The following is a 12,295-nucleotide window of genomic DNA, read 5'->3' as shown; positions in this document are numbered from 1 at the left end:
AAGGGAGTATTGATGACAATGGCAGCGATGGAGCACGGATATGAGGGGCAGGGTAATCCGCCGGAGAGCAAGCAGGAGCTTGAACAGATTGAGATTGAACTGCTTCTGAACGGAGTACACCGTTTGTATGGATATGATTTCAGGAATTATGCCCTGCCTTCCTTGAAGCGGCGCATCTGGCATCATGTCCATGCAGAGAGCTTACCTACCATTTCTGCCCTGCAGGAAAAGGTCCTGCATGACCGTGCATGCTTCGAACGGTTCGTGTACAGTCTCTCGATCCCTGTGACAGAGATGTTCCGTGATCCGGGTCTCTTCCTGACTTTCCGTCAGAAGGTCATTCCCCTACTGCGGACCTATCCTTATATCCGGATCTGGCATGCCGGCTGCTCGACAGGCGAAGAGGTCTACTCGATGGCAATTATGCTTCATGAGGAAGGACTATATGACAAGGCAAGAATTTATGCCACGGACATGAACGCCCGTTCCTTGCAGCAGGCTAAAGAAGGCGTGTACGAGATTGGCAAGATGCAGCAATACACCAAGAACTACCTTGAGGCTGGTGGTACGGGCGTCTTCTCGGAATACTATACAGCGAAATATAACTCAGTGATTCTGCAGCCGTATTTACGCAAGAACATTATTTTTGCAGAGCATAATCTGGCGACAGACACTTCCTTCAACGAATTCAATGTGATCCTGTGCCGTAACGTAATGATCTACTTCAACGACGAGCTTCGCGATCATGTCCATGGCTTGTTCCATGAGAGCCTCAGCCGGTTCGGAGTGCTGGTCCTCGGTTCCAAGGAGTCCATTCATTTCACACGATACAGTGACAGCTATGAGCCCTTGGACCGGGTAGAAAAAATATACCGCAAAAATAAATAGCGGGTAAGGAGGGACCTATGGGGGTTCAGGAACCGATTCATATACTGCTGGTTGACGACCGTCCCGAGAATTTGCTGGCACTCGAAGCCGTCCTTGAGAGTCAGCATTACAAGCTTGTCAAAGCCAATTCTGGAGAAGAAGCACTGCGGTGCTTATTGAAATATGAATTCGCCGTGATTGTTCTGGACGTTCAGATGCCAGGTATGGACGGGATCGAAACCGCCAAATTAATTAAAGCCAGGGAGAAAACCAAGGATATTCCGATCATCTTCATCTCAGCCAACAGCAGGGAGTCGGAGCATCTGTTCGCAGGGTATTCTGCCGGCGCTATTGATTATATGGTCAAACCGTTTATCCCGCAAATTCTGAAGTCTAAGATTGAAGGCTTTGTGAATATGTATCTGACCAGCAAGAAGCAGCAGATTCAAGCCATGCAGCTGCAGCAAAAGACGCTGGAGCTTGAGCGCATGAACGGTGAATTGATCAAAGCCAAGGAAGAAGCGGAGATTGCGGCTAAGGCTAAGACTGAATTTCTTGCGATGATGAGTCATGAGATCCGCACGCCGATGAATGGCGTAGTGGGTATGATTGATCTTTTGATGGAGACCCAGCTTGCTCCTGAGCAGAAGGAATATACAGAGATTATCCGTAAAAGTGCGGACACACTAATTACGGTGATTAACGATATTCTTGACTTCACTAAGATGGAATCGGGTAAGATGGAAATGGAAGAGCAATTATTCGAGCTGCATACCACCGTTCAGGAGGTATTTAGCTTGTTCTCAGCTGAAGCCGGCAAAAAAAATCTGGAGCTGGCCTATTTCATCGACCAGAAGCTGCCGCGGCTGATCTATGGGGATATGGCACGGCTACGCCAGGTACTGATAAACCTCGTAGCCAATGCGGTGAAATTTACCAATCAGGGCGGCGTTTATTTAGTTGCTTCCAGTCTGCCGGCAGCGGATAATAAGCTGGTCATTGAATTTACGGTTAAAGATACAGGCATCGGCATTTCTCCGGAGAAATGTGACCGGCTGTTCCAGCCCTTCTCCCAGCTTGATTCCTCCATGACACGTAAATACGGAGGTACGGGCCTCGGCCTCGCCATCTGCAAATCCCTTGTGAGTATGATGGGCGGAGATATCCGTGTAGAGTCGATGGAAGAGAAAGGGGCGACCTTTGTATTCAGTATTCAGGTGGCCGTGCCGGAGCATGAGCTGGAGGGCAGCAGCCGGGAAGAGGGAGGCATAGCAGACCGGGTAGACGAGGCAAGCCGGAGCAAAGTGCTGGTCGTGGATGACCATCCGATTAACCAGCGGCTTATGGTTAGCATGCTGGATAAGCTTGGGTACCGTGCCGATGTGGCCGAAGACGGGAACCAAGCTGTAGAGCTGGCCCGGAAATCTGCTTATGATTTCATCTTCATGGACCTGCAGATGCCGGTGATGGATGGACTTGAAGCAACCTCCCTGATTCGTGAGGAGAGCAGCGGTTCTCCCGACAAGACTGTGATCATTGCGATGACTGCGAATGTGATGGAGGGAATTCAGGACCGCTGCACCGCTGCCGGGATGGACGGCTACATCAGTAAGCCTCTCAAGCTAAGCAGCATCAAGCAAATGCTCTCCAGATATTCCGGCAGGGATAACCCTGCAACCCAGCGGAACACCTCACTTTTTAACGCATGATCCATGAATTACCAGTGCCAACATTATCTCTTTTTTGTTTCAACCCTATGCTATTAGGGTTATTGGTAAAGAAAACATTTAATCAGGAGAGTTGTCTATGAATACACATAAAAGCGAAAAGTTTCACGCAAAGACCGAAACCGTTGGTTCGGTATGTACTGTCTATCTTGTAGGTGAACTCGATCTGTCTGTGGCGCCTGACTTTCGTTTGGTGATGGAACCGCTAGTGGGAGACACGGGGCTTGATCTCGTAATTAATCTGAAGGATCTGAAATATATTGACAGCACCGGAATCGGAATCCTGTTGTCCATCCTCAAAGCAAGACATGGAATGGACGTCAAGTTCACCGTTGCTGAGGTTCCTCCGCAAATACAGAAGCTGTTTGACATGACCGGCATTTCCAAATTTTTTGCCTCCCAAGAGAATTCCCACTAGGAAAGGATCGAACTAAGAATGAGTGATGACATACAAAGAGTACTTCTTCAGTTACCCGCCAGTGCAGAATATGTCGATATTGTCAGACTTAATCTATACGGCATTGCCTCTAAGATGGGTTTCACTTATGAAGACATTGAAGATATGAAGGTTGCCGTCTCGGAAGCATGCAATAACTCCGTGCTTTATGCCTATGGGCAGGCGGACGGTATGGTTGATGTAATCTTTGAGGTAGGATCAAGTGTCTTATCGATTACTGTCAAAGATGAGGGGGAGAGCTTTGATAGTTTGGATGCGTCCGGGGAACGTCTGACGCTTCATGACAAGGAGCTGAATGATGTTCAGGTAGGCGGGCTGGGATTCTATCTAATGCAGGCGCTAATGGATGACGTTAGCGTCGTTAGCGAAGCAGGGAAAGGGACAGTCGTTACCCTGACTAAACGGCTCAATTTCAGCGAGGAGAAAGTATGAATGACAAAGTGACTCCCCCAGAGTCCATGAATGAAGCAGTAAGCCTGATCTGGGAATACCAGCAGACGAAAGACAATGAAATTGCAACAGTGCTCATCCGCAAATATGAACCCATGGTGAAGATGGCCGCTGGCAAAATCGCCCGTAACCGTCCGGATCTCTACGAGGATCTGTATCAGGTGGGGCAAATGGCGTTAATCCGGCTGCTGGCGCAATACGACATCAGCTTGGGGATTCCCTTTGAGCCATATGCGATGAAGAGTATGATTGGACATATGAAAAACTTCCTGCGTGATAAATCCTGGTATATACAGGTTCCACGGCGGATTAAGGAAAAAGGCGCGCTTGTGCAGCAGGCTATTGATGAACTGACCGTGCGGCTCGAACGTTCTCCGGCGGTTGAAGAGATTGCCCATTACCTGGATCTTACTGTTGAGGAAACTGTGGAAGTGCTTGCCGGCAGAGAATGTTATCATTATGTCTCTCTGGATTCACCGCTCTCCCAGGAAGAGAGTGGAGCTACACTCGGTGAATTGATCAGCTCGGAGGCGAATGACTACGAGACCGTGGAGAAGCGTATGGATCTCCAGCAGGCGCTCGGACAACTGAAGGAGCAAGAGCAGCAGGTGCTGCTGTTGGCCTTCCAGGATGGTCAATCCCAGCGGGCTATCGCCCAAAAGCTGGGTGTCTCGCAGATGAGTGTCTCCCGTATCCAAAAGCGGGCCACCGAGAAGCTGAAGCAGATCATGGCTAATTCATCCTATTGAATATCAATGCCATTATAATTATCAGGGCAGTGTTCCGATTATCTATAGAGCATAAAATTACTTCATTAAACAATTCCGATGATTGAATGTATCGGGATTGTTTTATTTTTTGATGAGAGGATAAATAATGGTGCACAAATACGGTTATATTGATCGAGACGGCAACTTTGCCATGGAGCCTATTTTTGATTTTACTAATTCGTTCCGAAATGGCATTGCTTCATGTGATTTTGAGGGAAAATCAAGATTTATTACCGTAAAGGGAGATACCGTATTACAAACAAATTACTCTTTTGTAGGTGATTTTTATTGTGGTAGAGCTTTATTTACGAATGGAAGTAAATTCGGATACATGGACTTAGAAGGGAACGTAGTTATACCGACAATATATGATCACGCTTACAATTTTTCGGAAGGATATGCTAGTGTAACAGCACCAAACGGGAAAATAGGCATTATTGATATTGAAGGAAATTTGATCATTGATCCCATTTATGATACAGCGATGCATTTTGAAAATGGAATTGCAACAGTCAGTAATGAAGAAGGGAAATATGGGTGTATTAACATCGATGGAGATTTTGTAATCGAGCCGATATATGATTCTCATATTTTTTTTTCAGAGGGCCTAGCAGCAGTAAATGTAAGAAGTAAGCATGGATATATTGATATGCAAGGAAATTTGAAAATTCCACTTCAATATAAATACACAAATGGATTTAATGGCGGGTTAGCTCCAGTATTGGTTGGTAGTAAATATGGTTTTATCAATAAAACGGGGAGTATTGTAATAGATCCTGTTTTTGATGATGTAGGCAAGTTTATTTCAGGGGATCTATCTGCTGCGAAACTGAGTAAAAAATGGGGATATATTAATCGAAGTGGAGAGTTCATAATTGAACCTAAATTTAAAAATGTTTCGCATTTTACCGAAGATAGAGCCTTTGTTATTGAAAATGAATATCAGGTAGTAATAAAAACTAGTGGGGAGTTTATTGATACGAAGTATTCGCTGATTCAAGCGGAATCCTTTAACGAAGGATTGAGTGCTGTTCAAGCAGAGGTAAGGAAATAAATATATTATTTAATCTGCGATCATGAGCAACATCCATCCTGCAGTCTATTCACGGTAGAGTAGGCTGCAGGAGGGATGCGCGGGAAATGTGTTTAGTTCGCATCGATATACTTTTTGATTTCTCCAAGATATTCCCCGATAACCGGTACGTTGAGAAACAAACTGAGGATATAGCCAAGAATACCGAGAATGACAAAGGTACCGAGTGAGAGGCCCAGGCCTCTGGAGATCCCGGCCATCAGATTGGTGATGATCCGCTTCTTGGGGTCTGTATAGTTCTCCAGGATATCCTTGAACTCGGATTTCTCCAGTGAGTCGGCGATCTTGTCGAGCCTCGCATTCAAGCGTTTGACCTCATGCCGCAGCTCGAAGGGATGCTCATCTACGTCATAAGCTTTGGTTCTGTTGTCCGCTTCTCCCATAAGGCGTACCTGCTTTCTGTAGCCTGAACCAGGCTTTATTGGAATATAAGGCATGCATAAATAGAGAGCAGCCAGCTATAGACGATCTGGCCGCTCTCTTGAATGTCTGTTCAGCCAGAGACCCGGCCTTAATAAGAAGATTTGTAAGTATTCTTAACTTCCTCTTTAGCATCCTTCGCTTCGTCTGCGACTTCTTTGGAAGCATCCTTTGCCTTGTCGGCTACCTCGCCGGAGGCATCCTTCACGTTCTCCGAAATATCCTTGGAAGCATCCGTAACTGTTTCGCCAATCTTTTTACCTGTTTCGGCCAGAGTGGCTGCAATCTGCTGCTTGCTGTCACTAACTGTTGTGAAGATATCAGAGGCCTTGGCGGATACTGTGCCGGCCAGATCGGTAGCCTTTTCGCTAACTGTTGTGGCCAAGGATTTAGTTTTATCCGTTACCGTTCCTGCGACCTCTTTAGTCTTGTCCGTAGCTACAGTCAGCTTGTCGGACAGGTCACTGCGCATCTCACGCCCTGGCTTCGGTGCGAATAACAGGGCCGCTGCTGCTCCGAGCAGACCGCCGATGAAGATCCCTTTAAAGAACGTGCTGCCGCTTTCTACCGGAAATTCCTTCTCTGCTTTATTCATTATCAATCACTCCTTATCAGAATTGTCATTCCAATTCAGGTTAGCCTGAATGTTCTTACTTCGTATATAAACTTTGGGCTATCGGCTGAAACAGCGGAATAGCTTGGCAAAGATTGCCGGAGGATAAAGAAGCATCGCTGTCAAAATCGTGCTTTTCTAACCTAATTCCGAAGAATTTGCGGCTTTACAAGTTTGATTGATCACGAAGGGAAGGGGGTAAGAAATAGTAAATTATAGCGCCTATATACATCTCATATTGAGGAGCATTCATTCCCCTGCTTAGGATATTGATAAAATAACAACATCTATGGAGGTGCAGCATTATGATTAAAGTAGTCACAGCAGCCGAGCGTCATACTTCGAATAGAGAATGGATACACAGTGAATTCAGCTTCTCCTTTGCCGATTATGATGATCCCAGCAACGCCCACTTCGGTGCCCTGCTGGCGCATAACGACAATGAGTTGAAGCCGGAGCAAGGCATGCATGAGCACCCGCATCATGATCTGGAGATTATCACATATGTGGTATCCGGTGTGCTGAAGCATCAGGATGATCTGGGGAATCATGCAGATCTGCAGGCAGGAAGTGTACAGCTGATGAGCGCAGGAACAGGCATTAACCATTCGGAGACGAATCCGTCAGGCCATGCGGATGTCCGGTTCCTGCAGATCTGGCTTTTGCCTGACCGGCCTGGAAAGACCCCGAAATGGGATGCCCGGTTCTTCCCGGCAGAGCTTAAGCTCAACCATCTGCTGCCTGTGGCTTCAGGCGGAGGGACTCAGGGCTCGCTTCAACTGGACAATGATGTTAACATCTACCTGTCCATTCTGCAGACGAACCGGGAGGTGAGTTATCCCCAGCAGGAAGAGCGGCGCACCCATCTGTATGTTATTTCCGGGAATCTGGAGATCTCATGCGCGGATGGTACATTCCAGCTCCAACAGGGGGATGCGGCGCGTATCCGTAAGAGCTGCGAGCTTACGCTCAAAGGCATAAGCAGTTCAGGGGATGCAGAATTTATTCTGATTGATCTCCCATAGCAGCCGGAGCGTGACAGCAAGATTATTATTGCAGCACATAAAAGCCCTTCAGCACCAACGTCCCGTCTTATGGACAATGAAGCTGAAGGGCTTTCTGAGCAGGTGCTACTTCTTGCGCAGGCGGCCAAGCTCTGAGACAATCGCCTCCACCTGGGAGATACTGAGCCGGTCACTGCCCATTGCCACCTCGTAAATATCCTGAATATCCTCATACTGCTCCACCGAAAAGGCTGACGCCTGCATTGCAGCAGCACTGGCCATTTTCAGCTTGTTTTTGATTCCCTCAATCATATATTCAACGTTCTCCTGGCTTGGGTTCGACAAATCCATTGAGTCTAACCGTCCTTCCTGAGTAATATAGAATTTGAACTGGTATAGTTCAAATATCTTAACATGTTTGGGCAGGGGATGACCATTTTTTTTGTCCAGATCACGCAAACATGTTAAATTAAAGGTAAATATAACAGGCTGCTGAGTAAGGGGGAGAGAGTCTTTGGCCATCAGAGAAGAAGAGAGCAGGAAACGGCGTAAAATGGATGCCGGGGAGCTGGCGGCTTTCTTCCGCAGGATCGCAGACGTGTATTCTGCTGAGCAGCTGACCTTCCTCTGTATCGGAACAGACCGCTCCACCGGAGATGCGCTGGGGCCGCTCACGGGAAGCCGCCTGCTGGAGTACGGATTTCCGAATGTAACGGGTACGCTTCCGGCGCCCTGTGATGCGGATAATCTGATTCAGCGGATAACAGAGATTCCGGAAGGGCAGATTATTATCGCTGTCGATGCCTGTCTGGGACCGCCGGCCGCACTGGGCTGCTATTTTGCGGCAGCGCAGCCGCTGCGTCCGGCAGAATCGGTAGGAGGACTCCTGCCTGCTGTAGGAAATTACAGTCTGGCAGCAATCGTTGATGTGAACAGCCCGCGCCCTTACCGTACGATACAGACTACCCCGCTCTACCGGGTAATGGTTATGGCAGATCAGATTGCCAAGGCAGCCGCCCAGGGATTTGGACTTATGGATTGAGAGCGTTTCAAATCAGCTTGTTCTAGCTTATTAATATAGACCACTACATAGAAAGAGGGTAAGCAGCCATGGAAAATGTTCGATGCGAGGGAAGCAACATCTGCTACAGTGATCAAGGCAAAGGGGATGTAATCGTACTGCTGCATGGATTCTGCGGGAGTGCCGAGTACTGGGAAAAGGTGATTCCAAGCCTGACTGCCCATTACCGTGTCATTGCCCCGGATTTGCGCGGGCACGGGGCTTCGGATGCTCCGCTTGGAGCCTATACCATCGAGCAGATGGCTGATGATGTGCTGTCGCTGCTGAATGCCTTGGAGATTCAAGAATGTTATCTGCTGGGACATTCGCTCGGAGGCTATATTACCCTTTCGTTTGCCCAGCGCCATGCCTCCCGGTTGAAGGGCTTCGGGCTGATTCATTCCTCCGGTTATCCGGACAGTGAAGAGGCCAAGGAGAACCGGCTCAAGAGCGTCACCATGATCCAGAGCGAAGGCATCTTTGCTTTTGTGGATCAGCTGGTGCCTGGACTCTTTGCCCCTGGAGTGGAACCCAAGCTGCTGGAACGTGCCAAGGAGATTGGCTACAAGACTCCGCCGCAAGGCGCGGTTGGCGCGTCCTTGGCGATGCGTGAGCGCCCGGACCGTCGCGATGTAATCTCGGCAACGGCGCTTCCAGTGCTGCTGGTTGCCGGAGCAGAGGATTCGAAGGTGACACCGGAGCGTACGTTCACTTCAGACAACCGGAACATCACCAAGGTGACGCTCCCGGGTGTCGGCCATATGGGCATGTTTGAAGCACCGGAGCAGCTGGCGAAGATTATTAAGGATTTCGTGCATACGCCTGTGAAGAAGTAAACTACATCAGGCATTAGTGACAGAAGGCAGCACTTCCGCTCTCCCGCGGGTGCTGCCTTCTGTTTGTTGTGCAAATATAAGAATTTATATGTTTCACATGATAAATTATCCTTCTATTTCTCGCTGAAACGGTACCGTCCTTTAAAGGGACGGCTAAGCCGTTTCTACTTGGCTGGATTCTATTGAAACTTACGGATCGCCGGAACGCACAGCACCAGGGCAACACAGGAGAGGCCCAGGCCGGAAAAAATAATAATGGTCGGTACTCCTCCGATCCGGTCGGCCAGCCAGCCGACTAAGATATATCCGACCGGCAGCAGGGCGAAGGACCCGAACATATCCAGACTGGCTACCCGTCCGAAGGCTTCCTTCGGAACAAGCTCCTGCAGGCTGATCTCCCAGATCAGCCCGAAGATCATTAATCCGAAGCCTTCCACGGCAAATAAAGTGACGGCTGCTGCCGGAGTGCCTGCGAACGGGAGCAGCAGCAGAGCAGCCCCGCTGATCATGGCGCCGCCGTAAGCCAGGATACCGCGGTGATTCCATTTCGGCCGCAGGCCGTACAACAGGCCGGCTGCTATGGCCCCGACACCGGAGAACGTAACGGCCAGGCCATAGAGATAAGGAGGCCAGCCGTGATGGACCTTGAACAGCCAAGGAAGAAGGACGCTGATTACGCCCGTATAACATATATTGACGAAGCAGAAGGCGAGAATTGTAATCCAGAGCCAGGGCTGGCTGCGCAGAACATGTATTCCTTCGGCGAAATCCTCCCTCCAGTGCGGAGCGGGAGAGGTCCTGGCGGCAGGCTTAGCCGGGAGTTCAGTCTCAGCGGCAGCAGACTGCAGCCGGGTCATCATCACTCTGCGCAGATAGACCAGGCAGATGAGGGAGATAAGATAGGTGAAGGCATCAATTCCGAAGCCGAAGCCTGCGGACAGGTGGGTAATCAGCAGTCCCCCTAATGCGGGACCGATCAGCCGCACGGACTGGGTTGTGATCTGAGTTAAAGAATTCGCTGCTACGCGGATATCCGGAGTGAATACGGTAGCGCGGACGGCAGCGTAGGCGGGCTGGAATAAGCCATCCAGCAGGCCGTAGCAGGCAACAAGTCCATAGAGAAACGGAATGCTCAGCACTCCGGTCAAGGACAGCGCAGCCGTCGTAATCATAACGATGAACCGGGCAATATCGGCCAGCATCATAATCCGTACACGGTCGTAGCGGTCGACAATATGTCCGGAGACCGGCAGCATGATTACATTAGGCAGCATGTAGGCGGCCATGACCATCCCCATAATGGTGGTGGAGCCGGTCAGGGAATAGACCAGGACAGGCAGGATAACCATTGTTACCGAGCTACCCAAAAAAGAAACTAAATGTCCCAGCCACAGGTAAGGAAAGGCGCGGGATTGCCGGAAAGGGGCGGCGAAGCCCTCAAGCAGATGATGCTTCCGTTGTCCGGAAGGGCCAATGGTGCTCATCTATTGCTGTGCCTCCTCTTCCGGCTGCGAAGCAGCATCGGCAGACTGCAGCCGGCCTATCATCACTTCCACACCGTATTCCTCACCTTCCGTTACCTTGGACTCCCAGGCGGTAATCAGCTGCAGTAGCTCCTGGTGGAATTCCGCAAGCTCCTGAGGAGAGAGAGTGAGTCTGGTAGTGAAATGCCGGGTCTGGTCTTCTTTGCGGAAGTGAAGGCTGCGAAGCGCCTCCGGGTGGAACATCGTACCTTTGGAACGGTAGAATTTCTGAATGATTCCTCCTGCGGCTTCTGTGCGGACAAGCTCCAGCAGACCGCCCTCATAGAGCTTGACGATATGGTAGTGAATATTACCCGGAGTCTTATTCAGCTTCTCCGCAACCTGCTTGGATGTAAGCGGCTCTGCCGACAGCGTGTGCATAATCTTAATCCGTAAGGCGCTCTCCAGCAGTTTATCCTGTTCCGGCGTAACGTTCAAAAGCTGGTTGCTTGTCTGCAGATCCGGTTGACCTGAAACGGCCGCTGTGATGGAGTCTTGCATTTTGCCGATTGGCTTGGTCATCAATAAGCCTCCTATGTAAGGTCCGTATTAACATGTATACAGTCTGTATCCAAGTTTCAATCTGTAAAATAGTTCGATCTGTATTACAGATCGATTAGCTGGATTATAGTTCATCATTATAGTGGGGTCAAGACTTAACTCCGCAGAGTGGCGCCGGAGAGACGAATGGTTTAAGATGAGTCCAACAGCAAGCAGAGGATACAGAAGAGAAGCAGTTGCGTAACGAAAGGAGCTAAGTATGTTCCGGAGAGATTATATTGTGCGGATGATCGAGGATATGACAGCTATGGTCGCCAAGGTGCTGACCTTGAAGCAGGATAAAAAAACAACGGAGGCCCTGTGGGAAGTAGATGAGCTGCTGATGCGGCATTTTCGCCTGAATTCGCGTCTGCTCAATTCGTTGTCCGTAGAGGATATTATTGATATGTTTCGTCTTGGAGGGGTGCTTGAGGCCGACAAGCTGCAAGGGGTAGCCCGGCTGCTCAAGGAGGAAGGCGGGATATACGCGGCCAAAGGAGACCGGGATGCAGCCCTGTTCAGGGCGATGCGTTCCCTGCATTTATTCATCTATGCCGGTCTTCATGGTGCGGACCGTGAGCTGCTGAATATGACGGAAGAGATCAATGAGCTGCTTGAGGAAGTGGAGCCGTACCGCCTTCCCGCCAAGACCGAACGTCTCCTGATGGCTTACCACGAATCTCTGGGACATTACGCCAAGGCGGAGAACAGTCTCTACCGGCTCTGGGAGCAGGGGGAGAATGTAGCGGAGGAAGGCAGGGAGCTGTACGGACGGCTGCTGCTTTTAAGTCCGGAGCAGTTAGCCCGGGGCGGTCTTCCTGTAGAGGAAGTGCAGCAGGGCAGGGAAGAATGGAGCAAGCTGACAGTTAATGCTATAATGTAACGATATTCAGGAGACTACGTGCTCTATTTTATATATCCGAAAGTGAGATGTA

Annotated in this window: 15 protein-coding genes; 10 read left to right on the top strand and 5 right to left on the bottom strand. The window is 49.5% G+C overall.

Annotation, left to right across the window (positions count from 1 at the left end; all coding sequences use genetic code 11):
- Positions 1-18 precede the first annotated feature (18 nt).
- The 6 genes from MKZ07_RS18705 to MKZ07_RS18680 all read left to right on the top strand — a co-directional run bounded on the left by MKZ07_RS18705 (position 19) and on the right by MKZ07_RS18680 (position 5,325).
- The gene (locus MKZ07_RS18705; protein ID WP_036694972.1) at positions 19-888 is read left to right on the top strand and encodes a CheR family methyltransferase; all 870 of its coding nucleotides are present in this window, start codon (positions 19-21) and stop codon (positions 886-888) included.
- Positions 889-905: 17 nt separating this feature from the next.
- A complete protein-coding gene (locus MKZ07_RS18700; RefSeq protein WP_036694973.1) occupies positions 906-2,576 on the top strand; it encodes a response regulator in 1,671 nt (556 codons plus the stop codon).
- Between the two features lie 97 nt (positions 2,577-2,673).
- Positions 2,674-3,012: an STAS domain-containing protein gene (locus tag MKZ07_RS18695; protein ID WP_036694974.1), complete on the top strand. Its 339-nt coding sequence runs from the start codon at positions 2,674-2,676 to the stop codon at positions 3,010-3,012.
- Between the two features lie 18 nt (positions 3,013-3,030).
- On the top strand, positions 3,031-3,483 hold the full coding sequence (gene rsbW, locus MKZ07_RS18690; protein ID WP_036694975.1) for an anti-sigma B factor RsbW: 453 nt from the start codon (positions 3,031-3,033) through the stop codon (positions 3,481-3,483).
- Positions 3,480-4,250 carry a sigma-70 family RNA polymerase sigma factor gene (locus tag MKZ07_RS18685; protein ID WP_036694976.1) on the top strand — a complete coding sequence of 257 codons (771 nt, stop codon included), beginning with the start codon at positions 3,480-3,482 and terminating at the stop codon, positions 4,248-4,250. The genes rsbW and MKZ07_RS18685 overlap by 4 nt, the downstream gene beginning before the upstream one ends.
- Positions 4,251-4,377: 127 nt before the next feature.
- Positions 4,378-5,325, top strand: coding sequence for a WG repeat-containing protein (locus tag MKZ07_RS18680; protein WP_076159784.1), 948 nt, complete (start codon positions 4,378-4,380; stop codon positions 5,323-5,325).
- A 92-nt stretch (positions 5,326-5,417) separates the two neighbouring features.
- Here MKZ07_RS18680 and MKZ07_RS18675 read toward each other — a convergent pair whose 3' ends face one another.
- Complete coding sequence (locus tag MKZ07_RS18675; RefSeq protein WP_036694977.1) at positions 5,418-5,747, bottom strand: DUF5665 domain-containing protein; 330 nt, start codon at positions 5,745-5,747, stop codon at positions 5,418-5,420.
- 128 nt (positions 5,748-5,875) lie between these two features.
- The gene (locus tag MKZ07_RS18670; RefSeq protein ID WP_036694978.1) at positions 5,876-6,379 is read right to left on the bottom strand and encodes a YtxH domain-containing protein; all 504 of its coding nucleotides are present in this window, start codon (positions 6,377-6,379) and stop codon (positions 5,876-5,878) included.
- A 323-nt stretch (positions 6,380-6,702) separates the two neighbouring features.
- On the opposite strand from MKZ07_RS18670, the gene MKZ07_RS18665 reads away from it, so the two are divergent.
- Entirely contained in the window at positions 6,703-7,422 is a 720-nt protein-coding gene (locus MKZ07_RS18665; protein WP_036694979.1) for a pirin family protein, read from the top strand.
- Positions 7,423-7,527: 105 nt separating this feature from the next.
- On the opposite strand, the gene MKZ07_RS18660 is transcribed toward MKZ07_RS18665, so the two are convergent.
- A complete protein-coding gene (locus MKZ07_RS18660; RefSeq protein WP_036694980.1) occupies positions 7,528-7,752 on the bottom strand; it encodes a DUF1128 domain-containing protein in 225 nt (74 codons plus the stop codon).
- Positions 7,753-7,915: 163 nt separating this feature from the next.
- Between MKZ07_RS18660 and yyaC the strand changes: the two genes are divergently transcribed.
- Together yyaC and MKZ07_RS18650 are read left to right on the top strand one after the other, a co-directional pair.
- Positions 7,916-8,443: a spore protease YyaC gene (yyaC, locus tag MKZ07_RS18655; protein ID WP_036694981.1), complete on the top strand. Its 528-nt coding sequence runs from the start codon at positions 7,916-7,918 to the stop codon at positions 8,441-8,443.
- Positions 8,444-8,511: 68 nt separating this feature from the next.
- Complete coding sequence (locus MKZ07_RS18650) at positions 8,512-9,297, top strand: alpha/beta fold hydrolase (RefSeq protein WP_036694982.1); 786 nt, start codon at positions 8,512-8,514, stop codon at positions 9,295-9,297.
- A gap of 179 nt (positions 9,298-9,476) precedes the next feature.
- Here MKZ07_RS18650 and MKZ07_RS18645 read toward each other — a convergent pair whose 3' ends face one another.
- Together MKZ07_RS18645 and MKZ07_RS18640 are read right to left on the bottom strand one after the other, a co-directional pair.
- Positions 9,477-10,781, bottom strand: coding sequence for an MFS transporter (locus MKZ07_RS18645; protein ID WP_051493464.1), 1,305 nt, complete (start codon positions 10,779-10,781; stop codon positions 9,477-9,479).
- Entirely contained in the window at positions 10,782-11,342 is a 561-nt protein-coding gene (locus tag MKZ07_RS18640) for an ArsR/SmtB family transcription factor (protein ID WP_051493466.1), read from the bottom strand.
- 238 nt (positions 11,343-11,580) lie between these two features.
- Between MKZ07_RS18640 and MKZ07_RS18635 the strand changes: the two genes are divergently transcribed.
- Positions 11,581-12,243, top strand: coding sequence for a DUF6483 family protein (locus MKZ07_RS18635; RefSeq protein WP_076159796.1), 663 nt, complete (start codon positions 11,581-11,583; stop codon positions 12,241-12,243).
- Positions 12,244-12,295 lie beyond the last annotated feature (52 nt).

This window comes from Paenibacillus sp. FSL P4-0338, assembly GCF_038002365.1.
In the GTDB taxonomy this organism is placed as follows: domain Bacteria; phylum Bacillota; class Bacilli; order Paenibacillales; family Paenibacillaceae; genus Paenibacillus_AQ.
This window is presented reverse-complemented; position numbering and strand designations above follow the sequence as displayed.

Coding starts and splice junctions, on each gene's coding strand:
- MKZ07_RS18640 (WP_051493466.1), bottom strand. CDS start 11,342: ATGACCAAGCCAATCGGCAAAATGCAAGACTCCATCACAGCGGCCGTT.
- MKZ07_RS18700 (WP_036694973.1), top strand. CDS start 906: ATGGGGGTTCAGGAACCGATTCATATACTGCTGGTTGACGACCGTCCC.
- MKZ07_RS18680 (WP_076159784.1), top strand. CDS start 4,378: ATGGTGCACAAATACGGTTATATTGATCGAGACGGCAACTTTGCCATG.
- MKZ07_RS18670 (WP_036694978.1), bottom strand. CDS start 6,379: ATGAATAAAGCAGAGAAGGAATTTCCGGTAGAAAGCGGCAGCACGTTC.
- MKZ07_RS18665 (WP_036694979.1), top strand. CDS start 6,703: ATGATTAAAGTAGTCACAGCAGCCGAGCGTCATACTTCGAATAGAGAA.
- MKZ07_RS18685 (WP_036694976.1), top strand. CDS start 3,480: ATGAATGACAAAGTGACTCCCCCAGAGTCCATGAATGAAGCAGTAAGC.
- MKZ07_RS18705 (WP_036694972.1), top strand. CDS start 19: ATGGCAGCGATGGAGCACGGATATGAGGGGCAGGGTAATCCGCCGGAG.
- MKZ07_RS18645 (WP_051493464.1), bottom strand. CDS start 10,781: ATGAGCACCATTGGCCCTTCCGGACAACGGAAGCATCATCTGCTTGAG.
- MKZ07_RS18635 (WP_076159796.1), top strand. CDS start 11,581: ATGTTCCGGAGAGATTATATTGTGCGGATGATCGAGGATATGACAGCT.
- MKZ07_RS18650 (WP_036694982.1), top strand. CDS start 8,512: ATGGAAAATGTTCGATGCGAGGGAAGCAACATCTGCTACAGTGATCAA.
- MKZ07_RS18660 (WP_036694980.1), bottom strand. CDS start 7,752: ATGGATTTGTCGAACCCAAGCCAGGAGAACGTTGAATATATGATTGAG.
- rsbW (WP_036694975.1), top strand. CDS start 3,031: ATGAGTGATGACATACAAAGAGTACTTCTTCAGTTACCCGCCAGTGCA.
- MKZ07_RS18695 (WP_036694974.1), top strand. CDS start 2,674: ATGAATACACATAAAAGCGAAAAGTTTCACGCAAAGACCGAAACCGTT.
- MKZ07_RS18675 (WP_036694977.1), bottom strand. CDS start 5,747: ATGGGAGAAGCGGACAACAGAACCAAAGCTTATGACGTAGATGAGCAT.